This is a genomic window from Streptomyces ossamyceticus (assembly GCF_001418475.1).
In the GTDB taxonomy this organism is placed as follows: Bacteria; Actinomycetota; Actinomycetes; order Streptomycetales; family Streptomycetaceae; genus Streptomyces; species Streptomyces ossamyceticus.
This window is the reverse complement of sequence record NZ_LIQX01000301.1, coordinates 1-23806: the sequence shown is the minus strand read 5'-3', so window position 1 is coordinate 23806 and position 23806 is coordinate 1. Positions and strand designations below refer to the sequence as shown.

Here is a 23806-nt window from a genome sequence, read left to right as displayed (position 1 = left end):
TCGCGCCCGGCCGGGCGCGAAGGGCGACCTCAAGCGCCTCATCGCGTACTCCTCCGTCGGCCACATGGGCTTCGTGCTCCTCGGCATCGCGACGATGACCCCGACCGGTGTGAACGGCGCCCTGTTCGCCAACATCGCCCACGGCCTCATCACCGGCCTGCTGTTCTTCCTCGTCGGCGCCCTCAAGGACCGCACCGGCACCACCGACCTCGACACCCTGGCCCTCCCGTCGCCCGACCGCCACCCCTCAACGAGCGGCTCCGCCGCGCCAAATCAGTTCCAGACCGGCGCCGCCCTCTACGGCAGGGCGCCGCGCCTCGGTGGCCTGCTCGCGTTCGGCGCCGTCGCCTCCCTCGGACTGCCCGGCCTCGCCGGGTTCTGGGGCGAGATGCTCGCCCTGTTCGGGGCGTTCCGCCCCGCCGACGGCCTCAGCCGCCCGGCCTTCCTGACCTTCATGGCGATCGGCGCGTTCGGCACCCTTCTCACCGCCGCGTACATGCTGATCGTGGTCCGCCGCGTCTGCATGGGCGGCACTCCGCAGGAGGGGCCACGGCTCGCCGACGTACAGACGTACGAGTTCGCGGCCTGGACCCCGCTCGTCGCCCTCACCGTCCTCGCCGGTCTCTGGCCCGCGGCCCTCCTCGGCCTGACCGACCCGGCCGTGCAGCAGCTCCTCGCAGGAGGCACCCGATGAGCTCCCTGGCCCTGACGACGGCCCCGCAGTCGGCCCAGCCGCTGGCCGAGTCGGTCGTCCAGTCCGTCGACTGGCTCGCCGTCGCGCCGCCCACGATCGCCGCCGTCGTCGGCCTCGCCGTGCTCGTCACGGACCTCTTCGTGGGCGACACGAAGAAGGCCCTGCTCGGCTGGGTGTCCGTCGCGGGCCTCGCCCTGTCCCTGCTGGCCCTGGTGCCCCTCCTGGACGGCGACCGCGCCACCTTCTGCCTGAGCGGCAGCCCGGACGTGTGCAGCTACACCGCCGACCGTTTCACCCTCGTCATCCAGTTCATGGTGCTCGGCGGCGCCCTCCTCGCCGCCCTGCTGTCGATGACGGCCCTCAAGGACGACCGCAGGGAGCTGCCGGCCGGGGAGTTCTGGTTCCTGCTCCTGTCGTCCGCCGCGGGCGCCGCCCTCCTGCCCGCCGCCCGCGACCTCGCCACCCTCGTCGTCGCCCTGGAGGTCGCCTCGCTGCCCGCGTTCGCCCTGGTCGGCATCCGCCACGGCGACAAGCGGTCCTCCGAGGCGGCCCTGAAGTTCTTCCTGTCGTCCGTCACCGCGACCGCCGTCAGCCTCCTCGGCATCAGCTTCGTCTACGCCACCACCGGCACCCTCTACCTCACCCAGATCGCCGACCGCGTCCAGAACGTCGACAGCCAGCTCCACACCGTCACCCAGACCGGCGTCGTCCTCACCCTCATCGGCTTCGCCTTCAAGACGGCCGCCGTGCCGTTCCACTTCTGGGTCCCCGACACCTATGTGGGCGCGCCCCTCCCGGTGGCCGCCTACCTGTCGGTCGTCGGCAAGGCGGTCGGTTTCTCCGGGCTCATCCTCGTCACCGTCGTCGCCCTGCCGTCGTACGCCGACGTCTGGGGCCCCGCCCTCGCCGCGCTGGCCGCCCTCACCATGACCGTCGGCAACGTCGGCGCCCTCAGACAGCGCTCCACGCGCGCGTACAGCGCGGTCCGGCTGCTCGCCTGGTCCTCCGTCGGCCAGGCCGGCTACCTCCTGGTGCCGATCGCGGCCGCCGCCTACACCGACGACGCCGAGCGGGCCATCGGCTCCACCGTCGCCTACGCGCTGATGTACGCGGCCGTGAACCTCGGCGCCTTCGCCGTGGCCGCCCTCGTCGGCCGCACCAGGACCCTCAACCGCGTCAGCGACTACCGAGGCCTCTACGCGTCGAGCCCCCTGACCGCGCTGCTGCTGGGCTTCTTCCTGCTCTGCCTCGCCGGACTGCCGCCGGGCATCATCGGCCTGTTCGCCAAGGTCACCGTCTTCTCGGTGGCCGTCGACGCGGGCCTCGGCTGGCTCGCCGTCGTCATGGCCGTCAACGTCGTGATCGCGCTGTTCTACTACCTCCAGTGGACCGCGCTGCTGTTCCGCGCCCCCGAGGGCGAACCCGAGCCGCACCGCGTCCCCGCCCCGCTCACCCTCGCGATCGCCCTCACCGGAATCGTCGCTATCGCCCTCTCCGGAGCCCCCCAACTGATCCTGCGCTTCGCCGACACCGCCCTGTTCTAGAGGCGGCCGGCCGACGGGCACAGCCACCACCCTCGCATCCGGCACGCACGCGTGGGCACTCGATGCCCCGTACACGCGTGCGTGCCCAGGCGTCCGGCCGTCACCCGGACGGCCCCGCCCCGGCCCGTGCGCACAAGGGAACTAGTGCTCTCCGCCTCGCGTTGACCAGTACGGGAGGGTCCACTGAGAGGTGGAGTCAACAGCGACAGCAGACAAAGGGTTCCCCTGCCGCACGACTTGGAGGGCGTACCGTGCACCGCCGGCACAACGGGCTCAGGACCGCCGTACTCCTCGGGGGACTGTCCGCACTCATCATCGTCATAGGCAGCCTCTTCGGCCGGACGGGCCTGATCATCGCGGTCGTCGTCGCCCTCGGCACGAACGCGTACGCCTACTGGAACAGCGACAAGCTGGCTCTACGCGCGATGCGCGCCCGCCCGGTCAGCGAGTTCGAGGCTCCCGCCCTGTACCGCATGGTCCGCGAGCTCTCCACCCAGGCCAGGCAGCCCATGCCTCGCCTGTACATCTCCCCGACCGACGCCCCGAACGCGTTCGCGACGGGCCGCAACCCGCGCAACGCGGCCGTGTGCTGCACGGACGGCATCCTCCGCCTCCTGGACGAACGGGAGCTGCGCGGTGTCATCGGCCACGAGTTGAGCCATGTCTACAACCGCGACATCCTGATCTCATCGATCGCGGGAGCCCTCGCCTCCGTGATCATGTTCCTGGTCAACTTCGCCTGGCTGATCCCCATCGGCCGCTCCGACGACGATGACGGCCCCGGTCTCCTCGGCATGCTGCTGATCATGATCCTGGGCCCGCTCGCCGCCGGCCTCATCCAGCTCGCGATCAGCCGGTCCAGGGAGTACGAGGCGGACGCCTCCGGCGCCCAGCTCACCGGCGACCCGCTGGCCCTCGCCGCCGCCCTGCGCAAGCTCGAAACGGGCACCAAACAGCTTCCGCTGCCCCCCGAACCCCGCATCGAGACGGCGAGCCACATGATGATCGCGAACCCGTTCCGGCCCGGTCAGGGCTTCTCGAAGATGTTCTCCACGCACCCGCCCATGGCCGAACGCATCGCCCGACTCGAGAAGATGGCAGGTCGCCCCCAGTGAAGACGATCCTCAACATCATCTGGCTCATCCTCAGCGGCTTCTGGCTCTTCCTCGGCTACGTGGTCGCGGGACTCCTCCTCTGCATCACGATCATCGGCATCCCCTTCGGTATCGCCGCGTTCCGTATCGGCGTCTACGCCCTGTGGCCCTTCGGGTACACGACGATCGAGCGCCGTGACGCGGGCGCGCCCTCATGCGTCGGCAACGTCCTGTGGCTGGTCCTCGCGGGCTGGTGGCTCGCGCTGACCCACATCTTCACGGGCCTGGCGCTCTGCATCACGATCATCGGCATCCCGTTCGGCATCGCCAACTTCAAGCTCGTCCCGCTCTCCCTGATGCCCCTGGGCCGCGAGATCATCTCCACGGACGAGCCCTTCGCCGGACGCTACTGACCGGCGCCGCCGCGGCGGTGCCACCACCGCCGTACGCCGTAGGCCGCGGCCCCGGCGCCCAGCACGGCGGCGCCCACCGCCACCGACACCCAGGGCAGCGCGAACGCCACGACGACGCAGCCGACGAGCCCCACGACGGGCACGATCCGAGAGACCGGCGCGGAACTCAACGTCCAGGCGGACGCGTTGGCGACCGCGTAGTAGGCGAGCACGCCGAACGAGGAGAAGCCGATCGCGCCCCGGACGTCGACGGTCGCGGCCAGCACGGCGACCACCGCGCCGACGGCCAGCTCCGCCCGGTGCGGCACCTGGAACCGGGGGTGCACGGCGGCCAGGACCCCCGGCAGATGCCGGTCGCGGGCCATGGCGAGCGTCGTCCGCGAGACCCCCAGGATCAGCGCCAGCAGCGACCCCAGCGCGGCCACCGCCGCACCGACCCGCACCACTGGCACGAGCCCCGGCGCCCCGGCCGCCCGTACCGCCTCGGCCAGCGGCGCCGACGCCTGCCCGAGACCGCCCGATCCCAGCACGGACAGCACGGCGACCGCGACGGCCGCGTACACCACGAGCGTGATGCCCAGTGCGAGGGGGATCGCGCGCGGGATGGTGCGCGCCGGATCGCGCACCTCCTCGCCGAGGGTCGCGATGCGCGCGTACCCGGCGAACGCGAAGAACAGCAGTCCGGCTGCCTGGAGCACCCCGCCCACGCCGCCCGACGCCCCGATGTCCAGCCGCCCGGCGTCGGACCGGCCGGAGGTGAGGCACACGACGACCACGGCGGCGAGGACCGCCAGCACGACGGCGACGATCGCCCGCGTCAGCCAGGCCGATTTCTGGATGCCGCCGTAGTTCACGGCCGTCAGCGCCACGACGGCGGCCACGGCCACGGCGTGCGCCTGTTCCGGCCAGACGTAAGCCCCGACGGTGAGCGCCATGGCCGCGCACGAGGCGGTCTTGCCGACGACGAACGACCAGCCGGCCAGGTACCCCCAGAAGGCGCCGAGCCGCTCACGGCCGTACACGTAGGTGCCGCCCGAGGCGGGGTAGAGGGCCGCGAGCCGGGCGGAGGACATGGCGTTGCAGTAGGCGACGGCGGCGGCGAGCGCGAGACCGAGGAGCAGCCCGGACCCGGCGGCGTGCGCCGCGGGCCCCAGCGCCGCGAAGATACCCGCGCCGACCATCGATCCGAGGCCGACGACCACCGCGTCCCCGACGCCGAGCGTGCGCCGCAAAGGGGCGGCCGAAACGGGCTGCGTCATGAGCCGCACCCTACTGACCAGCGCAACCACCGGACGTACGGGAGGCGTCCTTGAGGACAACAGAGCACGACGACCGGGCCCCGGCACCACGGAACCCCTCAGGAACCGCGTACGCGACCGTCGGGAACGACGTGACGCAGACGACACCCAGGGCGCGGGACAGGCACGGCGCGAAAGGGCAGGTTCACGGCATGAGCATCATCGGCTGGATCGTTCTGGGGCTGTTGGCCGGCGCCATCGCCAAGTTCCTGCTGCCGGGCCGCGACCCGGGCGGCTTCATCGGCACGACCCTCATCGGCGTCGCGGGAGCGTTCATCGGCGGCTGGATCTCCGCCCGCTGGCTGGACCACCCGATCAGCAAGGGCTTCTACGACGGTGCCACGTGGGCGGCCGCGATCGGCGGCTCCCTGGTCCTGCTGATCGCCTACCGCCTGCTGTTCGGCCACTCCCGACGCTGAACGGCGACCGCGGTCCCTGCGGGTCGCGCACCCGCCGCACGTCCACCGCGCGCCGCACCGCGGGTGGGCCCTGGCTCCGGCCGAGGGCCCACCCTCCGGTACGTCTACCGGTAGTTGACGTACCGTCCGCTTGATCGCCTGACCTGCACGTTACCGCTGAAAGGGCGGTTGACGTGCGGAAACTACTGTCAGTACTTGCCACCGTTTCGGACCGCTATTCGGGGCCTTGTGCCCTGAGTGTGCCCTCGGGTGCCCGCGGTCCCCCGGACTCCGCTCGTCTGCCTCGCGCAGACAGAGCGGCGCCGCCCGATGGCTGCAACCCATCGAACGGCGCCTTGATCCAGACCCACCGTGATCAAGGAGTCCAGACCATGAGCACCACCGTACAGATCGCCCCGATGGACTTCGGCGAGATCCTCGCCGATGCCGACGAGGCCCGCGCGAACCCGAGCGTGGCCCGCACCAGGGCGCAGACCACCGTGGCGGAGATCCTCGCCGAGCAGGAGCGTGAGGCCGTCCGCCGGTCGGTCGACGCGCAGTTCCCGGCCGTGGCCGCCTTCCTCGACGAGGAGTCCGCGGAGTGCCCCGAGTGGTGCTTCGAGCCGAAGCCTCACCGCGACCACGTGAGCGCCGCCGTCGCGCTGCGCGCCCCTGGTGAGGCGCACCCCTACATTGACGCCCGCCTTCTGGACTTCGGGAACGGGCCGATCGTCGGTCTCGCCGAGGCGGACTTGACCCCGCAGCAGGCCGTGGCCGAGGCGGCGAAGCTGCGCGCGTTCGCCGGCAGTCTCGAGGGCCTCGCCCGGTACGCCTGTGTCACGTCTGTCACGCCCGCAGCGAGCCGCGACCTCGGGCCCGAGGAGCCGGGCCACTACGCCTGGTGTGCGCCGGGGAAGTGCTTCGAGCGCCGCTGGCCGTCCGGCGAGACCCTCACGGAGCACGAGAGCGCCGAGGTCGTGCTGAGGGCGCCCGTGGGCACCAGCGGCGCCCCTGGGGCCCTGTTGAGCGCGGCTCTGTACGCGGACAGTGACTGCGGCAGGCCGGGCCTGTCGTTCGACGACGGGGCCGAGGGCGTGGCCCTGGCGCCCGAGGCGGCCGGGGAGGTCGTCGCCGATGTCGCGGAGTTCCTCGAGGGCCTGCGCGCCCTGCACGCGCAGTTGGCGCAGGAGTCGGTGTCCACCGAGCGGCGTGGGGAGTGCGCCGGCCTCGGCGGGGGGTGCGTGACGGACCACCAGGCGCAGCGACGTTCTCCCGAGGACGTTCACTGCGCCGGGCCGCGCGTGACGATGGCCGGCCCCGTCGGCGGGGAGTTCCCCGAGGTGTACCTGAGCCAGTGGGCGGGCGACGCTCCGCGACTCGTGGTGGGCGAGGGTGCCCACGAACTCGACGTCGAGGACGTCGACGGGTTGCTGTCCGACCTGAACGCCTTCGCGCGCCGTCTGCGCGTCCTGCGCGAGCAGCTCGACGCGCTGCGGGGCGGTGCCCGATGAGCCTGAGCACCGTCACCCTCGCGACGCTCGACCGCGGCGACGTCACGATCCCGGAACCGGCGTGGTGCGCGGGACACGACCCGCACGTCCCCGTCCACTTCGTCGACCTCACCCACTACGGCCCCGAGCACGCCTTCACCTTCGAGGGCGAGGACCTCTACGCGGTGATGCTCGTGCAGGCGCCGCACTCGGAGAGCGCCAGCCGTACGACCGGGGTGTACGTCGAGCAGAGCGGCTACGCCCACACCCTCGACCCCGCCGGCCTCGAGGCGCTCGCCGCCCGGTTCGTCGAGCAGGCCGAGCAGCTGCGCCAGCACGCGCGGGAACTCGCCGCGATCCTCGCCGGGGGTGAGCGATGAGCAAGCCGACCCCGTCCACGGAGGCCCGCGACCTGCGCGCGCTCCTGGCGGCCGTCCTCGAGGCGCTCACCCTCCCGTACGACAGCCCCGACTACGACCGGCGGGTCCTCGAGCGGGCCGCGCTCGCGCGTACGACCGTCGGTCCGGCGCTCGCCGAGGCGTCCGCTGACCTCGGCTGGAACGTCGACTACCTGCGGCAGAAGCTGACCGCCGAGGAGGCCGAGGCCGCCGAGCGGGAGCGCAACCGGTGCCGCCGCTGTTCCACCCCGTTCGACCCCGCCGATACCCGGTTCGACGGGCGTGCCCGTCACGGTGACAGCCCGTGGTGCCGGTGGTGCGTCGACAACTGCCACGACGGCGGCGCCGAGCACGTGTGCAGGATCTGCGACCCGAAGCGGTACGGCGGTGAGGGCCGGTGAAGCGGGATCCACTGCTGTGGGCCGCGCTGGTCGCGGTCCTGGTCGTCCTCGCCTCGGCGGAGTACCGGTTGGCGGTGGCGTGCGGCTTCGGCCAGTACGTCGCCGCCGGCGTCCCCGCGGCCCTCGACGTGTACGCGCTCGCCGCGCTCCGCGCCCGCCGGGACGTCCTCGCGGTCGTCGCCGTGCTCATCGGCGTGAACGCCGCGAGCCATCTCGTCGAGGTCGGTCTCCTGCCGGTCGACGTCCCCCTCGTGGTCGCCGTCTCGGCGGTCGCCCCGCTCGTGCTGTGGCGCGTGCACCGCCTCGGCGAGCACCAGGCGGAACCGGCGCCCGCGGTGAAGGCGCCGGTCCTCGAGGGCAGTTCCGCCCCGGCGGAACCGGCCCCCGAACGGGCGGAACCGGTCGTCGTCGAGCGGGACCAGGACCCCGCCGACGCGGCCCCCGTCGGGCCCGTCCTCGGCCCGTGGACCCCGGTGGCGGAACTGGCGGCCGGAACCGGCAGCACTCGAGGCGGAACCGGCCTCGACCTGCGGCTACCGGACGGCTACGCGCCCGCCGAGGACCCCGCCGGGTGCGGGCCGGAACCGGCGCCGGAACCAGTTCCGCCCTCGGTTCCGCCGACCGGAACCGGCGCCGCCGACCTCGAGAGCATCGACAGCCAGAACACGACCTTCGAGGCCCGCGTCGCCACCGTGCGGCACTGGCTCGAGAGCGAACCGGACCTGACCGGAACCGAGATCGGAACCAGGCTCGGCGTCTCCGACGGCTACGGCCGGCGCCTGTTGAGGACCGCTCGAGACGGCTCGTGATCCTCGCCGTGTTCTTCGGCCTGTCGGCCCTGCTCGGCCTCTTCGGCCTGTGCGCTGTCGCGCTCCACGACGTCCCCCGCATCACCGGGACAGTCACCTTCGTGCTCATCCTCGCCGCGCTCGGCGCGGCCATCCTCCGCTGAGGAAGCCACCCATGAACTACGTCACCTTCGGCGGCGTCACCGTCGGCATCTGCGTTCTCGTCCACCAGCTCGTCACCTGGTTCCCCGGCCGCAAGGCCCTCACGAAGGACCCCGTCCGGCACGCGGCCGAGCTGCTGCCGTTCCTCGCCGCCTGGTGCTACGGCTGTCTCACCACGCTCGGCGTCGGGGGCCTGATCGGCACCGCGTCCAGCGCCACCCTCGGCCTGTCCAACTGGCTCGGCGACGTCGCCCTCGTGTGGGGCGTCGGCGAGAGCAGCGGTCAGCTCGCCGCCCGCGCCACGTTCGTCCCCCTGTCCGGGCCCGGCAACGCGCTGGTGCTCATCCTGACCATCGCCGTCATCGCCGCGGCGAAGAAGTCGAGGCACGGCGGCGAGATCAAGCGCGGCGCCTGGTGCGGCATCTGCCTGGGCACCAGCGCGGGCATCGCCGGGTTCGCCGCGGTGCCCCTCGCGCAGGCGGCGAACTGGGTCGGCAACGCCGTGTACGGGGCGCTGTGATGGCGGCGAAGAAGCGCGCCGAGGAGCCCGCGGAGGAGGAGCCGTCGAGGGCGGCCGGCGGGTGCGTCCTCGCCGTCCTCGGCGGGGGCCTGGTGGCCGTGGCGTTCGCCGTCGACGAGGCCGCGGGCGTGCTCCTGGTCGTCGTCGCCGGGGCGGTCGCCCTGTACCGCTCGGCACGCCGCAAAGGTACGGACCTAGCCCTCCCCTCCCCCACCGTGCCCCCCTCTCGTGGAGACGTTTACGCAGGTGAGACGAGTGTGATCGCGAGAGTGGTCCGCCCTGCGGCTGGGGTGACGATCCTCCACCCCGAGCGCCAGGAGATCGGCGAGGAGGAGGTGACCGAGCCATGATCCGACGCTTCCTCGCCCGCGTTCACGAGTACTGCGCCGAGTGCGGCTGGTGGGTGCAGAACTGCCCACACCAGAAGTAACCGGGATCTGAGGGTTTGTATATTATCCAAACCCTCAGATCGGACATGACAGAGCGGCCCCCGGACGGCAGACACCGTCTGGGGGCCGTTCTGTCTGCGGCTCACCATCGGGGTGAGCACGGCGCACCTCGCGCGTGGGCGCCTGCGCAGGACCCGGCCCGGCCGCTCCGCCTGGGGGAGGATCTCGCGGCCGGGCCGGGGGTCTGAGGGGTACCGGCCCGGCCGCCGCCCTCGTGGGGATGAGGGCGGCGGCCGGACCGGCGGAAGGCGGAGCACTCGTCGGCACTGTGCGCCCGCCCTCTCCGGGGTCGGCCACCCGTCAAGGGGGCCACCGATGGACGTTTGACCGTCCCCGAAGTCAGCTCGCCTCGGCGCAGGCCGGGCAGGAGTCGACGCGCACGCTCCGGTCGTGGGCGCCCCAGTAGCCGCGCGCCATGCCCGCCGGGACAGCATCGTCACCGAGCGCCTTGCTGCACCAGACGCAGCGCCGGCCCTCCCGTACGTCGCGGGACAGCGTCCACACGGTGGGGATGGTGCGCTGGCTCATGACTGATCAGCCACCGGCACGAGGTCGAGCGCGTACCGGCACGGCGCGCACGCGAACAGGCCGGGAGCGCCCGCCCCGGAGCCCTGGTCCGCGGGAAGGCGGACCAGGCGCGCGGTGCGGGTGTAGCCCTGGTGCCACGAGCACCACGCGAACGAGCTACCGGCGTCGGTGTTCTGGCGAGTCTCCACGGTCACCGCCGGCGCTTCCGGCGCGGCTCGTGGTGGTTGCGGATCTCGACGTTGAGGTCGGAGACCCGCGACATGTCCCCCTGCTCCTTGGCCGCGGCGCGCGCTTTGGCCAGAGCGGCGCACACTCCGCAGTCGTCCGGCGGTATCGGCTCGCTGCGGGGAACCCCGAGGGTGAGAGGCGGATCCATCGTCGTCTTCTGCACGGGGTGCACTTCCGTGACTCCCTTCGCCGGTTCGTCTCACTACGAGACAACTCCCGTCCGGGCGCCCGTGCCGGACGTGGCCCCGGACGTTCCGGCGGACTTTTCGGCGACGGACGGACTTTCCGCGCCGGACATAGCGGCTACGGTCGGACCACGAGCACATCGGGGGTGCGAAGTGGACGACGAGCAGACGCCGTTCGCGCGTGCGTGCGCGGCACGAGGCTGGGAGAAGCCAGGGGCGTTCCTGCGCGCGTTCGACTCGGCTGCGAGCCTGGTCGGCGAGCAGGTCACCGTCACCGACCGGCAGTTCCGGCGCTGGCGGCTCCCTGCACCTCCCCGGCCCCGGCCGCGCGCCTGGCGGGTGCTCCACGCGCTGTTCGGCACGAGTCCGCTCAACCTCGGCTTCCCCGGACCGGAACCGAGCGCGACGGCGGACGCAGGGCCGGACCTCCGCGAGGGTGCGTCCGTGGACCGACGCGCTTTCGTCGCCGATTCCCTCGGGGCTGTCGCCGGCCTTGCCCTGGGATCCTCCGAGGCTGTGGGTACAGCACACCTGGTGGAGCTCCGCGAGGGCCTGCGCTCGCTCTACACCCTCGACGACGCATACGGCGGGGGCGATGTCCGCTCCCTCGCCGTACGGCACCTGACCCGCGTCCGGCGCGTCATCAACACCGGCAGCTACCCCGAGACCATCGGCCGCCAGCTCCAGTTGCTCGCCGGGGAGACCGCGGAACACTGCGCCTGGCTGTACTACGACAACGACGAACAGGACACCGCGCGCCGCTACTGGGGCGAGGCCCTGACCACCGCGACCATGCTCCGCGACGAGGGCCTCGAGGTGCTCGTGCTCGCGGCCCTGAGCATGCAGGCCAGTTTCGAGGGCCGCCCCCGCGACGGGTACGACCTCGCCCGCGCGGCACACCAGCGCGCCGTGGGGCTCGGCTCGGCCGTGCTGCTGTCTCTGATCGCCTCCCGCGAGGCCCGCGCGCTCGCCCTGATGAACGACCAGAGCAGCGCCCGCAAGCGGCTCGCCGACTCCATGCGCATGGTGGAACGCGCCGACCGAGGGCGGCCGGCCCCCGAGTGGGCCGCGTTCCACGGGCACGCCGAACTCGACTACGCCCATGGCCTGCTCTACACCGACGCCGGGCACCACAAGGCGGCCGTGCCGTTCCTGCGCGCCGCGCTCGCCCACCAGGACCGCACCTACGGCCGTAACCGGGCCCTGTACCGCCTCACCCTCGCCAGGGGGCTCGTACGGGCCGGGGAAGTCGACGAGGGCGCCGCCGAGGCCGTAGGCAGCCTCGAGCACCTCGAAGAGGTCGAGTCGGGCCGGGTCACGCGGCGCCTGGCCGAGGTGCACGATCTCCTCGCCGCCGTGGACGCCACCAGCGCCCGCACGGCGGCCGGGGAACTGGCGGAGTACGCCCACACGAAGGGAGACGGCAGATGACCGAGGTGACGTACGAGCGGTACGAGGGGCAGGAAGCGGAAGACCAGCTCGACACGTTCCTCGCCACGTACGAGGAGGTGTACGCGGACCCGCCCTACTGCGAAGGACCCCGCGACGTCGCCGAGTTCATCGACCGCTACCGGCAGCAGATCCGTACGCGCCCCGGCTTCCGTCTCGTGCTCGCCCGCGACGGGGGCGACGTCGTGGGATTCACGTACGGGTACCGCCTCCCGGCCGATACCGGCTGGTGGGGCAACCTGCTCGAGCCGCTCCCGCCCGAGTCCACCCGCGAGACCGGCGAGCGGACCTTCGCCGTCCTCGAGTTGGCCGTGCGCAAACCGTGGCGCCGCCGGGGCATCGCGGCCGGACTGCACGAGCAGCTGCTCGAGGGCCTGGCGGTGGAGCGGGTGACGCTGACGATGCGACCGGAGCCCGAGGCCGCGCCCGCACAGTCGGCATACGCGTCGTGGGGCTACCGCAAGGTGGGCAAGTCTCACCCGTGGGAGGACGCCCCCGTCTACGACTGCATGGTGCTCGACCTTCCCTGAGCACACGGCGGCGCCCGGCCCACAGGGGAGGACCGGGCGCCGTGACTCGTGCTGGCCCGCGCACCAGGACCAGCACGAGGGCTCAGGCCGTGAGGTCGATCTCGACGATCGCCGACGGCTGGAAGATCTTCAGACCCGCGTCCATCTCGCACCGGAAGCGGACCATGTTGCGGGTGTAGTCCGAGGCGCCGACGCCCTCGCCGAGCGCGTCCGGGTCGTAGACGTTCTCCGACCAGTCCAGCCGCACGTCCTCGACGACCTGCAACTCGGTCGCGAGCCGGAAGTTCACCAGGTGCGCGACGCCGGCAGTCTGCGCGGTCGTCGAGACGACCGGCAGGCCCCACAGGCGCCGGGCCGCGACCTCCACCGTCTGGACTGGCCCGCCGAGGTAGTAGTCCGCCTCGTTGTTGGCGAGCAGTTCCACGGACTCCCAGTCGTTGGGGTGCATGACGTACGCCGCGCCGTCGAGGAACGACAGGACCTCGAGCTTGGTCTTCGCCTTGCGCGCGGTCGTGAGCAGGTCCGTGTCCCACGCCTGCGACTGCGAGCCGGACACGTTGGCGATCCCGGTCATGTTCTCGCCCGACCCGCTGCCGTTGATGATCTGCGCCTCGAGCGCCAGCTCGAGCCCCAGGCGCATCTCGACGTCCAGGACGCGCTCGAGGGACGGTGCGTCGCGCAGGTCCTGGCGGGCGATCGGCTCCGAAAGGTGAGCGATCGTCCGCGTCCGGTCGTCGACGCGCTCCCACGTGTAGACGCTGGTCGGCTTCACCGCGCCGCGCGCCACGGGGGCGGCGTTGTTCGTCCGCACGGTCTGGCGCAGGTAGCCGAACCGGGACGGGCCCATCTCGGTCGGAATGAGCTGTCGCAGGGCCAGCACAGGCACGCCCTGGCGGATCGGCTCGGTGTCGAGCGGAACCGTCAGCGGCACCGCGCCCGAGGCGAGGATGCCCTTGTACTGGGGGCCGTCCGAGGACGCGAGGACGACCTGGGCGCCCCAGTCGGAGCCCCCGGCCGCCTTCACCCGCGGGTGCTGGCCGGCCTTGCTGCCTCCCTGCACCCGCTCGTGGTACCCGCTCGGGGTCTGCCTGTACGCCTTGCCGCCGGTTCCGGCGATCGCGTGCCCCAAGTCCTCGAGAGTCTTCTTGCTGGCGTCGTCAAAGTTGTCTCGGGTCTCACCGCGAGCCGCGATGATCTCATCCGCCAGTTGCCTCCCCTTCGCGAGGTTGGCCTTGACGGTGGCCGCTTCCTCCGTGGTGAAAGCGCGGTCCTCGGCCGCGGCCCGGTCGGCGATCAGACGCGTCTCGGTCATGAGCAGGCGTACGTCGTTCTTCAGCTTCGTGATGTCGGCAGCCATCTGCCGTCTCCTTCGGGAAGTCGGGTCTCTTCCCGGTACACAGAGGCGGGCCTCGACACCGCGCCCTCGAGACGCGCGGGGAGGCTGGCACAGCAGCTCTACCGGGCGGCGCCGAACTGAGCGGACCGGAGGGCGGGCGGCGACGTACCGGACCGGCGCTCGAGGCGGGCGACTTGGCGGCCGGGGTGGATACCGGTGGCCGCCGCCAACGCCTCGAGGGCCGTGCTCACGGAATGAGTCGCTCGCGGTCCCAACTGCTGGCCGTCGATCAACCTGCCCCCAGGCTACGCCGTACGACCGACAACGCGCCGCACTTCGGCACCGTCGGCGTACGTCGTCACCTCCGCGCAGGCGCAGGGGCACAGCAGAAGGGACACGCGCTGCACGGAGCCGAAGTCGCCGGCCACGAACCAGACATCGCCCCGTCCGTCCATGATCCGGCGCTCATCGGTCTCGGACACCCACGGTCCCCGCAGGGTGTCCGTCGAGTCGACGTGCTCGATGACCGCGAGGAGCAGCCGGGCCCCGGCCGCCTCCCGGCCGTCCAAGGGTCGGATCAGCACCGGTTCCACGCCCTCTCGTCCCAGTGGCTGGCGGCATCCGCCGGCAGGTCCATCGTCTCGTCGTCGTTCCACTTTCTGCGCGGCATGGGCACAGTCACGATCGGCTGAGCCCTCACCGCGCGTGCCTGCACGTCCTCGCCCTGATCAGGCGAAGGGGTTGTCATCGTCATCATCCTTCCTGTCCGAGTCCGTCAGTCCGATGCGCACTCGAGCGTCCGTCGTCAGGCCCAACTCGCGGGCCCAGTAACGCAGCTGCTGTGACGCCTCCCGCATCGCCACCGTCGCCGGGTTCTTCACCATGCGGCCCCGGTCACTGTCCGAGCGACCCTCGACCACCGGGCCGCGGTCCCGCACGTCTCGGGCCGCAGCAGCGAACGCCGACCAGTACGAGCAGTACGCCGTTACGGCCGCACGCTCGCCCTCCCGGAAGCGGGTCGCATCGTTGGCGTACACCGAGGCCAGGCGCTCCCATTCCTGTAGGCCGGCCTCGTCGAGGATCTCCGGCGGGTCGGTCCAGGTGAGACCGTTGCCACCGATCTCCGCTTCTCTCGCGAGACGGACCGCAGGATCAGGCCCGAGGATCTTCAGCCCGGCCGGGATCGCCGGGCCCTTACGTCGTGCAGGCATTTCGTACCTCTCCAGAAGTGGTTCTGAAGCCCGTCGGCGTACGCCGCATTGACCGCGGCGGGCCCCCGGACGGGCGTCCTGGTGATTTCGACTCCCCCTCCCCCTCTCATCCGGCCCTCGCGAGGGGGCGGTCCGGTGGGCTGTGGTCGTGCTGGTCGTGATCGTCTGCGGTTACGGTGAGTGAAGTCTGTTCGGTAGTCGCGCCATTGGCGCCGCCATTCGCGCCATTGGCGCCAGGCTCTGAGTCCTGGCGCGAATGGCGCGACTGTGGCGTGACTGCGGGGGCGTCCTCACTCTGTGTGTCGGTGAAGTGCTCGGTGATCCGCCACACGGAGCCCTTGCCGAACCCTGCGCGCTCGGCCTTGACGCCTGCCTTGCGCATGGCGCGTTGGAGGGTGCGTTCGCTGATGTCGTCGGCGGCCGCGGCCTTCTTCACGTCCTTGCTCGAGGCCTCGCCACCCTGGCTCTCGAGGTAGCCGCGGAGCCACTCGGCGGCGACGTCGCGCTCGCCTCGGTCGGTCTCCTGCCCGGCGGAGAGGATCTCGTCAACGGTGCGGTCTGCGCGGCCGGTGAAGACGAACCGGCCGACTCTCGCGTCCCCTGCCCGAGTGGGCACGGTGGCCGACTCGATGAGGTACGACAGCGAGGGCAGGTCCGCGCGGCCGAGGCTGTTCTTCGCCTGGGTCATCACCCTGCATTCGTTGTCGTCGTCGCGGGCGAACCCGAACACGGCGCGGGGGACGTTCTTGAAGGCACCCGAGCCAGTGATGAGGGAGGCCGGGTCGGTGCTGGCTCCCTTGTTGAAGTGGGCGATCCCGAGCAGCACGGCGCCGGTACGGTCGGCCATCCGCGCGAGCGGGTCGAGGGCCAGGCGCACGTCCCGCTCGCGGTGGGTGTCGATGCCCTTGCCGATGCAGGACATGAGCGGGTCGAGGACGACCAGGGCGACGCCGTGCTCGGCAATGGCCTGCTCCATCAGGGAGTTGTCCTGGGGGAGGCTGAGGGTCGTCTCGCCGTACTCGGCTTCCACGGCCTCGACGCGGTACACGAGGTCAAGGTCTGCGCCGGCCCCGATGAGCCGGGGCACGATCGTCTGCTTCCACGAGTCCTCCACGGCCACGTAGAAGACAGCGCGAGGGCGCCCGTAGAAGGAGCCGGGCAGGGTGCCGCGGGTGATGTGCGCGGCCATCCACATCCCGAACGAGGACTTGCCCGTGCCCTCGCGGCCGGCCGCGACCGACAGGGCCCCGGCGGGCACGCGGCCCTCGCCCTCGTCGACCCACGCCCACACCACGGGCTCAGGCTCGATGTCCGAGGCGCGGGTGATCTTCAGCGAGCGGCGGGGAGCGAGCGCGGCCTCGGTGACCCCGTTGCTCTCGAGCATCTCGCGGGCCACGTCACGGGGGTTGGTCACGCGACCGCTCCCGCCCGGCGCGGCGCCCGTTCCGCGCTGCGCAGCGTCCTCGACGCCTCGGCGTCCGACAGGCCGATGCGGGCCGCAGCGTCGAGGAGCGCGCCGTGGACGGCGTCGCCGTCGACCTTGCCCGCGCGCACCAGCTCGAGAGCGCGGCACCCTGCCCAGAACAGCCGGGAGTTCCGCTCGCCCTCGCGGGCCTCGAGGACGAACGCGACCAGGCCCACGAGCCCGTCGAAGGGGCGGGCCGTCCCCATCTGCTGCACCGGGCGCGGCGGTGTGGCGCGCGCTCCAAGGAAGATCGGCCATGGGGTGAGAGGGTGGGTGAACCGCCCGTCACCCGACCAGCGGTAGCGGGCGCCGGACGGGTGCAGCGAGGGCGCGGCGACGATGTAGCCGTTGGCCTTCACGTCGATGCCGGGGCCGAGCTTGCCGGGCAGGTCGGTGCCGGGGTGGGCGTAGACCAGGTGCAGGCCGTCGCCGCCCGTCAGCTGCATGAGCGTGGCGGGCAGCGGGCCGTGCTCGGCCTCGATGCGGCACAGCGTCACGTGGCCGCCGTTGCGCGGGTCGACGTCGACCACCGCGAGGCCGTTCGGCGCGCAGGGCAGGCCGATGCCGGCGGACGGGTAGCGGTCCCACCATGCGGTGATCTGCGCGGGGTCGCGGGTCGCGTCGTGGTAGCCATGCCCGTGCTGGCCGCACTCTCCCCGGCAGGGGTGCCCGGCCTCGTGCGCGCGGGGGATCGCCGGCGTCTTGCCCACGAGCGGGAAGACGCCCCAACCGTGCTGAGCGTAGGCGAGGGCGTGCTCGAGCAACGGCCTGTCGCCTCCCGGTTCAGGTCGTCCGGCGATGCCGGGGCGTGTCATCATCTGGTGGTCCGTTCTGTGTTGAAGCCCTGGGTCGCTGCCGAGCGAAATGCCCAGGGCTTCGGCGTTTGCGGTGCGGGCAGGGCCCCTGCCGGTCCGGTGCGGGAACACCGGTGGCCTGGTGGGGGCCCCTCTCACTGAGAGATCGTCTGAGCGTCGAGCCACCGCTCGATGTCGTCCCACCGCGCCCGCAGGTGCCGTCCGACCTTGATGAGCTTGGGGCCGCCGCCACGGCTGGACCACTGGTAGACCGTGGCCACCGGCACGCGGCAGAACTCCGCGATCTCGGGCGGGGTGGCAAGGCCAGCGCGCTTGCGTCGTTGCGTGTCGTCCACGGGGACTCTCCAACTGGTGACGGATTCTCAATGACTGTCGTTGCTGAAGTTGTCACTACCGCGTACCGCTTGTCAACGTCTTCGTCGTCTGTCATGGTTTTGCATGTCACCCGACGAGGAGAAGCCTTGAAACTCGAAGAAGCCATCGGCCGCAAGCTGGCTTGGGCACGGCGTGTACGCGGCCTGTCTCAAGCTCAGCTCGGGGAAGCTCTCGGGTCCTATCTGGAGAAGGCTTGGAGCAGGCAGGCCGTCAATGCTGCGGAGCGCGGGAACCGGGCCTTCACGGCGCGGGACCTGCTGGCGCTGGCGCTGGCGCTCGAGATGCCTGTGACTGTCCTGCTGCTACCCCTGGGCAGCGGCGACGGCGTGGAGCTACCCAGTGGTGCGGAGCTTGATCGGGCCGCGTACCGCACGGCGGTGCTGCATCCCGAGGCGGGGAAGGTCTCGGCGCTGGCCGAGTCTCAGGAGAGCCTCCAGCGGGTGCACGCAGCGTTTGGCCAGATGATCGACCTGCACCAGCGCATTGGTCTGGAGTTGAGCATGGGAATGGACATGCTCAACACCGCTACGCAGGCCATCCATGGCGAGGGTGAGGGCGCCGCCGAGCAGTCAGGTACTGCCGATGGCTAGCGTCTACGACCGGTGGCACCTCTCCCGCCCGAAGAAGGGCGCCGAGCCGTGCGCCGAGCACTCCAGCAAGACGCGCGTCCTGGTGCCCAGTAAGGATCACGGCAAGGGGAAGCGCTGGCAGGTCCGTTGGCGCGATACGGCCGGCGAGCAGCAGAAGGAGAACTTCGCCAAGCGCAGCCAGGCCGACACACGCGCGGCCACCATCGAGGCCGACCTCGCCCGCGGCCTGTACGTCGACCCGGCGGCCGGTAAGGAGAGCTTCCGCGCGGTCGCCGAGCGCTGGCGTACCTCCGCTGTGCACCGTGACGGCACCGCCTCGCGCGTCGAGCGGGCCCTGCGGCTGCACATCTACCCGACGTTCGCGGACCGGCCCATCGTGACCATCCGTCCGTCAGAGGTGCAGGCGTGGGTGAAGGACCGGTCGCAGGCCCTCGCGCCGTCCACCCTGCGGGTGACGTTCGCCTACATGGTCACGATCATGCACACGGCTGTACGGGACCGCACGATCGCTCTGAACCCGTGCGCCGGCATCAAGCTTCCCGAGGTGCGCCGCCCGGAGATCGTCCCTCTCCACAAGGACGCCGTTCACGCCCTGATCGAGGCGGCACCGCCCCGGTACCGCGCCATGGTCCTCTTCGCCGTGGCGTCGGGGCTTCGGCAGGGTGAGGTGTTCGGCCTGGAAGTGGACTGCATCGACTTCCTGCGCCGCGAGGTGCGCGTGCGCCAGCAGCTCGTCACGCCGGACAAGGACACGGACGCCGTCGAGGACGAGGGGGAGTCCCCCGAGTCGTACCTCGGCGAGCCGAAGACGCACGAGAGCTACCGCACGGTGCCGCTGGTCGGTGTCGCGGTGGACGCCCTGGCCGCGCACCTCCAGCAGTTCCCGGCGGCCGTGGTGGACATCGAGGACCGGACGGACCCGCGCAAGCCGAGGCGCCGGAAGGCTCGGTTGCTGTTCACCAACGACCGCAACGGCGTGATCAAGCGGGCGAGCTGGTCGCACGTGTGGACGCGGATGGAGGAGCGGGCGAACGAGGCGCTCTCCAAGGTCTACGCCGAGGCGTACGCGGAGTGGGTGCAGCGCGGCCGGCCCGAGGGTGAGGAGCCTTCCCTGGTGCGCGTGCCCGACGGGGCGAGCATGCACGACTTGCGCCACTTCTACGCCTCGGCGCTGATCAAGAACCGGGAGAGCGTGAAGACGGTTCAGCGGCGACTCGGCCACTCGAAGCCGTCGATCACGCTCGACACCTACACCCATCTCTGGCCGGACGACGAGGACACAACGCGGGCCGCGATCGAGGCTGTCCTCGGCGGTGTGCCCGCGTTGTGCCCTCCCGCTCAGATCACATCCGGATAGTGCAGCTCAGGCGAGTGAGTCAGCGGTAGTTGACGAACTGGAGCGCGAAGTCGAAGTCCTTGCCCTTGAGGAGGGCGATCACGGACTGCAGGTCGTCACGGCTCTTGGAGCTCACGCGGAGTTCGTCGCCCTGGACCTGGGCCTTGATGCCCTTGGGGCCCTCGTCGCGGATGATCTTCGCCACCTTCTTGGCGTTCTCCTGGGAGATGCCCTCCTGGATCTCCGCGAAGATCTTGTACTCCTTGCCGGACAGCTGGGGCTCACCCGCCTCCAGAGCCTTCAGCGAGATGCCCCGCTTGATCAGCTTGGACTGGAAGACGTCGAGGACGGCCTTCACCCGGTCCTCGGAGTTCGCCTCCATCAGGATCTTCTCGCCGGACCACGAGATCGAGGCGCCGACGCCCTTGAAGTCGTAGCGCTGCGAGATCTCCTTGGCGGCCTGGTTGAGGGCGTTGTCGACCTCCTGCCGCTCGACCTTCGAGACGATGTCGAAACTGGAGTCGGCCATGTCCTGTGGCTCCTTGTATCGGGGTATCGGGGGGCGTGTCGGGACCACCGGGCACGTGCCGGCGCGCGCGAAGGCGATCGCCGAGCCCGGTGTCAGGTCCCGCGCCGCATCCGGACAAGCCTAGCCACCCAGCCCCCTCCGAGTACTGATCAATCAGGTGACGAAGCACCCCCACGCATCAGGTATCGTTTACGTCGTCGCCACGGAGCACCGCCGAAAAGCGGTTCGACGGGTGGCAAATCCCAGGCGGTGTGCCCGAGTGGCCAATGGGAGCGGACTGTAAATCCGTCGGCTTAGCCTACCCAGGTTCGAATCCTGGCGCCGCCACGTGGAGGGAGACCCCCTCCGATCCGTTGAGAAGCGGATCGGAGGGGGTTTCTTCGTTGTGTCACCGCCGTTGTTCGGCGGGCGTCGGCGACGGCGAGGTGACGTGTCTCACGGGGCGGATACGGTGCGGATGCGCCCGTCGGGCGTGCTCGTTCCGCCGGGCGTCGCCCTTACTCGAACGGGCAGCCGGGATTCGGGGCGTCCTGGGAGAACGGGGCGCCGTGCGGCAGGACGTAGAGCACCGTGAGCACGAGCGGGACGTCGCCCAGGTTGCGGCCGATGTGGATGTTGCCGGGGCCGGCCGGCTCCTGCAACGCGCTGCCCTTCGTGTAGACGCCGTCGGAGGCGCACGTCGAGTCGAAGTGGCTGAGGGTGCCCTGCTGCACGTAGCCGTACAGCGGCCCGTCGTGGAAGTGCCAGCCGGTGGCCTGACCGGGCGGCACGGTGATCTCCCGGACGACGTAGTCGGTGTCGCCGACCGTCTCCTGGGCGATCAGCTTCGCCGTGACTCCGGGGCCGGGCGGAGTCGCGTGGGCGCTACCGCCGGCCAGGACCGTCGCGGCGACGACCGCACCCGCGGTCGCGGCGCGGAGCGAGGTACGCATGAGGGGGCCTCCAGGCTCGTGTGGGGGCGCGCGATGGCATCCGCTGCGAACATAGAGGCGGGCAGGGCCAGTTGGGGATCTCCTCCGCGAATCATTCACGTCCGAGTCATGCCTGCGTGGCGACGTCCCTGCGCGGCGACGTCCCTCCCCGTGGCGACGTCCCCTCGCGCCGACGCCCCCGTCCCGACGTCCCCCCGTGCCATACCGCCGTGCCGTGCCCTGCCACGGACAGCCGACGACTCGGCGCGCTCGTCACCGGGCACACTGACCCCATGTCATCGCGCCGCAGGAACTGCCCCGAGTGCCGTCGTGAGATCGCCGTCGTGGCCGGACGGTTCGCGCGGCACGACCCGCCGGGCGCGAGCGGGGAACTCGTGTCGTGCCCCGGATCGCGCAGGCAGGCCCAGGTCGGGGCGGCCCAGCCCACGCTCGACGGATACGCCGTCCCGGAGTTCCCCGGCCAGCTGCCCCTCTTCTGACCGGCCCCGCCGAGCGGCCCTCAGTTGCCCGCGACCGACTTCACCGCCACCGAGACCGGCGTCGAACCACTGATCGTCTCCAGGACCAGGCCGGCCGTGGCCGGGGTCTCCAGGAGCTCCGCCAGGACCGCGGCCACGTCGTCGCGGGGGATGGGCCCGCGACCCGTCGACGCCTCCAGGCGTACGAGACCGGTGCCGGCGTCGTCCGTCAGCTGACCGGGGCGCAGGATCGTCCAGTCCAGGGCGTCCAGCCCCCGGACGTACGCGTCGGCCTCGCCCTTCGCCCGCAGGTATACGTCGAAGACCTCGTCGCCCTCGTGGTCCGGGTTCGCCCCCATCGACGACACCACCAGATGACGCCGTACACCTGCCCGTACCGCCGCGTCCGCGAACAGGACGGCCGCGCCGCGATCCACCGTGTCCTTGCGGGCCGCGCCGCTGCCCGGGCCGGCGCCCGCCGCGAACACGGCGGCGTCCGCGCCCCGCAGATGTTCGGCGACCTCCTCCACCGAGGCCGACTCCAGATCGCAGTGCACCGGCTCGGCGCCGGCCGCGCGCAGATCGTCGGCGTGCTCGGCGCGGCGGACGAGCCCCGCGACCTCGTACCCGCGCGCGGCGAGCAGCCGCTCCAGCCGCAGCGCGATCTGACCATGTCCTCCAGCGATGACAATGCGCATGTCTCCGACCGTACGCCCGAACGAATGTGTTCGCCGCGCAACCATTCGGGCGCCTCGGGTGTCTCAACAATGTTCGCCGTGTCGGCGAACGCCGAAAACTTAGGGGGATGTCATCACCGTCATGCACAAATCCGCCGTACGTACGTCCATGGCGCGCGCGTCAGCCGCCGGGGCGCCCGTCTTCCGCCGCGCGTTCACCGGGGTCGGCTGCGCCGCCGCCGTGCTCGTCACGGTCGCCGCGTGCGGCACCGTCCAGAACCTCAGCGCGGGGCAGAAGGTGGACAACGCCGTCGAGCGGCTCGGCGAGCAGAAGTCGCTGGCGTTCGGCATGCGGCTCGACGCGGACCAGGACGACCTCACCGCGCTGATGGGCGAGGACAGCGAGGAAATGCCGCCGGAGATGGCGGAGTTCTTCACCGGGCTCAGCGTCGACGTGACGGTCAAGTCGAAGAAGCCGCTGGCCGACTCCGGGGAGAAGGACCTCGTCGGCGTCGGTATGAAGATCTCGGCCGACGAGAAGGTCTTCACCGAGTACCGGCTCGTCGGCGACTACATGTACTACCGCGTCGACATGGAGGCCATGGGCGACGCGATGGGCGTGCCGTTGCCCTCGCCCGACGAACTCGACGAGCTCCCCGAGAGCGAGCAGCACCTGAAGCCGCTCTTCGAGGGCGACTGGGTCAAGATCAACACCGATGACCTGGAGAAGGCCGGCGAGGAGGCGGGCGGTTCCGGCTCCGGCGGTTCCGGCGAACTCGACGCCAAGACGCAGAAGAAGATCCTCGACGCCGTGCGCGGAGTCATCGCCCGTGAGGTCACCTTCAAGGCCAAGGACGGCAAGGACGGCGCCGAGGTCATCACGGCCAAGGCCAACTTCCGCGAGCTGCTCACCGGTGTCTTCGACAAGCTCCAGCCGCTCGAGGACGACCTCCCGCCGGGCGCCGAACTGCCCACCGCGAAGGACCTGAAGGACGCGCCGAACAAGAAGGTCGCCGTCGACTTCACCATCAAGAACGGTGACCTGACCCGGATCGAGACCGACCTCGCCGTCCTCGCCGAGGACCCGAAGGGCGCCAAGGCCCCCCTGGTCCTCACCTTCGGCAAGGCCGGCGACATCAGCGCCCCCCAGGGCGCCTCCGAGATCCCGGTCGACGACTTCGGCGGCCCCTTGGGCGGCGGAATGCTGGGTGTCTGACCGCCTGACCGCCTGACTGTCTGACACCGGCTCGGTCCGGCTAGGTCCGACTCGGTCGCCACGGGAGGGTCTGCCGGCCAAGGTCCGTGCGCACGAACCGGCCTGGCAGACCGCCGACTTCGGGGCCGGTCGTCAGCACCGGCCCCGCCCCCGGCCCCCGTTGAGCACGCTTCAAAACAGCACGGTTCAAAAGGCCGGGCACGCACGCGTGGAGCACGAGAACACCCACGCGCGCGTGCCCCGCTCATTTCCCCGCCGCAGGCCGCACCTCCACGCTCCAACCCCACGCCCCCACGC

General features: G+C 71.4%; 31 protein-coding genes and 1 tRNA gene. 19 read left to right on the top strand and 13 right to left on the bottom strand.

From position 1 onward, the window contains the following. From AOK15_RS22645 to AOK15_RS22630, 4 genes are all read left to right on the top strand, one after another. A partial coding sequence (locus AOK15_RS22645; RefSeq protein WP_276206225.1) for a proton-conducting transporter transmembrane domain-containing protein occupies positions 1-694 on the top strand: 694 nt, incomplete at its 5' end. After that, complete coding sequence (locus AOK15_RS22640) at positions 691-2238, top strand: NADH-quinone oxidoreductase subunit N (protein ID WP_055519769.1); 1548 nt, start codon at positions 691-693, stop codon at positions 2236-2238. The genes AOK15_RS22645 and AOK15_RS22640, both read left to right, overlap by 4 nt. Positions 2239-2489: 251 nt before the next feature. Then, positions 2490-3353 (top strand): zinc metalloprotease HtpX, encoded by an 864-nt coding sequence (htpX, locus tag AOK15_RS22635; RefSeq protein ID WP_055519767.1) that lies wholly within the window; start codon positions 2490-2492, stop codon positions 3351-3353. Then, entirely contained in the window at positions 3350-3745 is a 396-nt protein-coding gene (locus tag AOK15_RS22630; RefSeq protein ID WP_055519765.1) for a YccF domain-containing protein, read from the top strand. Before htpX ends, AOK15_RS22630 begins: the two co-directional genes overlap by 4 nt. Here the strand turns inward: AOK15_RS22630 and AOK15_RS22625 are convergent. Further along, on the bottom strand, positions 3739-5004 hold the full coding sequence (locus AOK15_RS22625; protein WP_055519763.1) for an APC family permease: 1266 nt from the start codon (positions 5002-5004) through the stop codon (positions 3739-3741). The two genes, AOK15_RS22630 and AOK15_RS22625, sit on opposite strands and share 7 nt — an antisense overlap. Before the next feature lie 191 nt (positions 5005-5195). On the opposite strand from AOK15_RS22625, the gene AOK15_RS22620 reads away from it, so the two are divergent. From AOK15_RS22620 to AOK15_RS47120, 8 genes are all read left to right on the top strand, one after another. Then, positions 5196-5462 carry a GlsB/YeaQ/YmgE family stress response membrane protein gene (locus tag AOK15_RS22620; protein WP_055519761.1) on the top strand — a complete coding sequence of 89 codons (267 nt, stop codon included), beginning with the start codon at positions 5196-5198 and terminating at the stop codon, positions 5460-5462. A gap of 371 nt (positions 5463-5833) precedes the next feature. Next, complete coding sequence (locus AOK15_RS22615; RefSeq protein ID WP_055519759.1) at positions 5834-6952, top strand: DUF6907 domain-containing protein; 1119 nt, start codon at positions 5834-5836, stop codon at positions 6950-6952. After that, on the top strand, positions 6949-7311 hold the full coding sequence (locus tag AOK15_RS22610) for a DUF6907 domain-containing protein (RefSeq protein ID WP_055519757.1): 363 nt from the start codon (positions 6949-6951) through the stop codon (positions 7309-7311). The genes AOK15_RS22615 and AOK15_RS22610 overlap by 4 nt, the downstream gene beginning before the upstream one ends. Continuing rightward, positions 7308-7730 carry a hypothetical protein gene (locus AOK15_RS22605; protein WP_055519755.1) on the top strand — a complete coding sequence of 141 codons (423 nt, stop codon included), beginning with the start codon at positions 7308-7310 and terminating at the stop codon, positions 7728-7730. Before AOK15_RS22610 ends, AOK15_RS22605 begins: the two co-directional genes overlap by 4 nt. Next, positions 7727-8539 (top strand): hypothetical protein, encoded by an 813-nt coding sequence (locus AOK15_RS22600; RefSeq protein WP_055519753.1) that lies wholly within the window; start codon positions 7727-7729, stop codon positions 8537-8539. The genes AOK15_RS22605 and AOK15_RS22600 overlap by 4 nt, the downstream gene beginning before the upstream one ends. Beyond that, positions 8536-8682 carry a hypothetical protein gene (locus tag AOK15_RS45175; protein WP_157870339.1) on the top strand — a complete coding sequence of 49 codons (147 nt, stop codon included), beginning with the start codon at positions 8536-8538 and terminating at the stop codon, positions 8680-8682. Before AOK15_RS22600 ends, AOK15_RS45175 begins: the two co-directional genes overlap by 4 nt. 11 nt (positions 8683-8693) lie before the next feature. Next, entirely contained in the window at positions 8694-9200 is a 507-nt protein-coding gene (locus AOK15_RS22595; RefSeq protein WP_055519747.1) for a hypothetical protein, read from the top strand. Continuing rightward, positions 9200-9550: a hypothetical protein gene (locus tag AOK15_RS47120; RefSeq protein WP_055519745.1), complete on the top strand. Its 351-nt coding sequence runs from the start codon at positions 9200-9202 to the stop codon at positions 9548-9550. Before AOK15_RS22595 ends, AOK15_RS47120 begins: the two co-directional genes overlap by 1 nt. Positions 9551-9988: 438 nt before the next feature. Here the strand turns inward: AOK15_RS47120 and AOK15_RS22585 are convergent, their stop codons facing one another. From AOK15_RS22585 to AOK15_RS22575, 3 genes are read right to left on the bottom strand one after another with little or no spacing between them, the layout of a single operon-like run. After that, a complete protein-coding gene (locus AOK15_RS22585) occupies positions 9989-10177 on the bottom strand; it encodes a hypothetical protein (protein ID WP_055519743.1) in 189 nt (62 codons plus the stop codon). Continuing rightward, positions 10174-10371, bottom strand: a complete 198-nt coding sequence (locus AOK15_RS22580; protein WP_055519741.1) for a hypothetical protein — start codon at positions 10369-10371, stop codon at positions 10174-10176. Before AOK15_RS22580 ends, AOK15_RS22585 begins: the two co-directional genes overlap by 4 nt. Further along, entirely contained in the window at positions 10368-10568 is a 201-nt protein-coding gene (locus tag AOK15_RS22575) for a hypothetical protein (protein WP_240508552.1), read from the bottom strand. Before AOK15_RS22575 ends, AOK15_RS22580 begins: the two co-directional genes overlap by 4 nt. A gap of 175 nt (positions 10569-10743) precedes the next feature. On the opposite strand from AOK15_RS22575, the gene AOK15_RS22570 reads away from it, so the two are divergent. Both AOK15_RS22570 and AOK15_RS22565 read left to right on the top strand, forming a co-directional pair. Then, positions 10744-12021: an NsdA family TPR-like regulatory protein gene (locus AOK15_RS22570; protein WP_055519739.1), complete on the top strand. Its 1278-nt coding sequence runs from the start codon at positions 10744-10746 to the stop codon at positions 12019-12021. Then, positions 12018-12569, top strand: a complete 552-nt coding sequence (locus AOK15_RS22565; RefSeq protein ID WP_055519737.1) for a GNAT family N-acetyltransferase — start codon at positions 12018-12020, stop codon at positions 12567-12569. Before AOK15_RS22570 ends, AOK15_RS22565 begins: the two co-directional genes overlap by 4 nt. Before the next feature lie 82 nt (positions 12570-12651). On the opposite strand, the gene AOK15_RS22560 is transcribed toward AOK15_RS22565, so the two are convergent. The 6 genes from AOK15_RS22560 to AOK15_RS22535 form a co-directional block, all read right to left on the bottom strand. Continuing rightward, entirely contained in the window at positions 12652-13926 is a 1275-nt protein-coding gene (locus tag AOK15_RS22560; protein ID WP_055519735.1) for a phage major capsid protein, read from the bottom strand. A gap of 284 nt (positions 13927-14210) precedes the next feature. Further along, on the bottom strand, positions 14211-14489 hold the full coding sequence (locus AOK15_RS22555) for a hypothetical protein (RefSeq protein ID WP_157870338.1): 279 nt from the start codon (positions 14487-14489) through the stop codon (positions 14211-14213). 144 nt (positions 14490-14633) lie between these two features. Continuing rightward, positions 14634-15116 (bottom strand): phage terminase small subunit P27 family, encoded by a 483-nt coding sequence (locus AOK15_RS22550; RefSeq protein WP_055519731.1) that lies wholly within the window; start codon positions 15114-15116, stop codon positions 14634-14636. Between the two features lie 106 nt (positions 15117-15222). Further along, complete coding sequence (locus tag AOK15_RS22545; protein ID WP_055519729.1) at positions 15223-16530, bottom strand: AAA family ATPase; 1308 nt, start codon at positions 16528-16530, stop codon at positions 15223-15225. Further along, positions 16527-17345 carry a bifunctional DNA primase/polymerase gene (locus AOK15_RS22540; RefSeq protein ID WP_055519728.1) on the bottom strand — a complete coding sequence of 273 codons (819 nt, stop codon included), beginning with the start codon at positions 17343-17345 and terminating at the stop codon, positions 16527-16529. The genes AOK15_RS22545 and AOK15_RS22540 overlap by 4 nt, the downstream gene beginning before the upstream one ends. A 185-nt stretch (positions 17346-17530) precedes the next feature. Beyond that, on the bottom strand, positions 17531-17731 hold the full coding sequence (locus tag AOK15_RS22535; RefSeq protein ID WP_055519726.1) for a helix-turn-helix transcriptional regulator: 201 nt from the start codon (positions 17729-17731) through the stop codon (positions 17531-17533). Positions 17732-17857: 126 nt separating this feature from the next. Here AOK15_RS22535 and AOK15_RS22530 point away from each other — a divergent pair, with 126 nt between their 5' ends. Both AOK15_RS22530 and AOK15_RS22525 read left to right on the top strand, forming a co-directional pair. Then, positions 17858-18361: a helix-turn-helix transcriptional regulator gene (locus AOK15_RS22530; RefSeq protein ID WP_055519724.1), complete on the top strand. Its 504-nt coding sequence runs from the start codon at positions 17858-17860 to the stop codon at positions 18359-18361. Continuing rightward, positions 18354-19718, top strand: coding sequence for a tyrosine-type recombinase/integrase (locus tag AOK15_RS22525; RefSeq protein WP_055519722.1), 1365 nt, complete (start codon positions 18354-18356; stop codon positions 19716-19718). The genes AOK15_RS22530 and AOK15_RS22525 overlap by 8 nt, the downstream gene beginning before the upstream one ends. Before the next feature lie 19 nt (positions 19719-19737). Here the strand turns inward: AOK15_RS22525 and AOK15_RS22520 are convergent, their stop codons facing one another. After that, positions 19738-20226 (bottom strand): YajQ family cyclic di-GMP-binding protein, encoded by a 489-nt coding sequence (locus AOK15_RS22520; protein ID WP_055519719.1) that lies wholly within the window; start codon positions 20224-20226, stop codon positions 19738-19740. Positions 20227-20471: 245 nt separating this feature from the next. On the opposite strand from AOK15_RS22520, the gene AOK15_RS22515 reads away from it, so the two are divergent. Then, positions 20472-20553 (top strand) — tRNA-Tyr (locus AOK15_RS22515). 170 nt (positions 20554-20723) lie between these two features. On the opposite strand, the gene AOK15_RS22510 is transcribed toward AOK15_RS22515, so the two are convergent. Further along, on the bottom strand, positions 20724-21158 hold the full coding sequence (locus tag AOK15_RS22510) for a cupin domain-containing protein (protein WP_055519717.1): 435 nt from the start codon (positions 21156-21158) through the stop codon (positions 20724-20726). A 272-nt stretch (positions 21159-21430) separates the two neighbouring features. Between AOK15_RS22510 and AOK15_RS22505 the strand changes: the two genes are divergently transcribed. Further along, the gene (locus tag AOK15_RS22505) at positions 21431-21637 is read left to right on the top strand and encodes a hypothetical protein (RefSeq protein WP_055519715.1); all 207 of its coding nucleotides are present in this window, start codon (positions 21431-21433) and stop codon (positions 21635-21637) included. Between the two features lie 20 nt (positions 21638-21657). On the opposite strand, the gene AOK15_RS22500 is transcribed toward AOK15_RS22505, so the two are convergent. Beyond that, positions 21658-22314 (bottom strand): SDR family oxidoreductase, encoded by a 657-nt coding sequence (locus tag AOK15_RS22500; RefSeq protein WP_055519714.1) that lies wholly within the window; start codon positions 22312-22314, stop codon positions 21658-21660. A 121-nt stretch (positions 22315-22435) separates the two neighbouring features. Between AOK15_RS22500 and AOK15_RS22495 the strand changes: the two genes are divergently transcribed. After that, complete coding sequence (locus AOK15_RS22495) at positions 22436-23509, top strand: hypothetical protein (RefSeq protein WP_240508551.1); 1074 nt, start codon at positions 22436-22438, stop codon at positions 23507-23509. Positions 23510-23806: the final 297 nt, after the last annotated feature.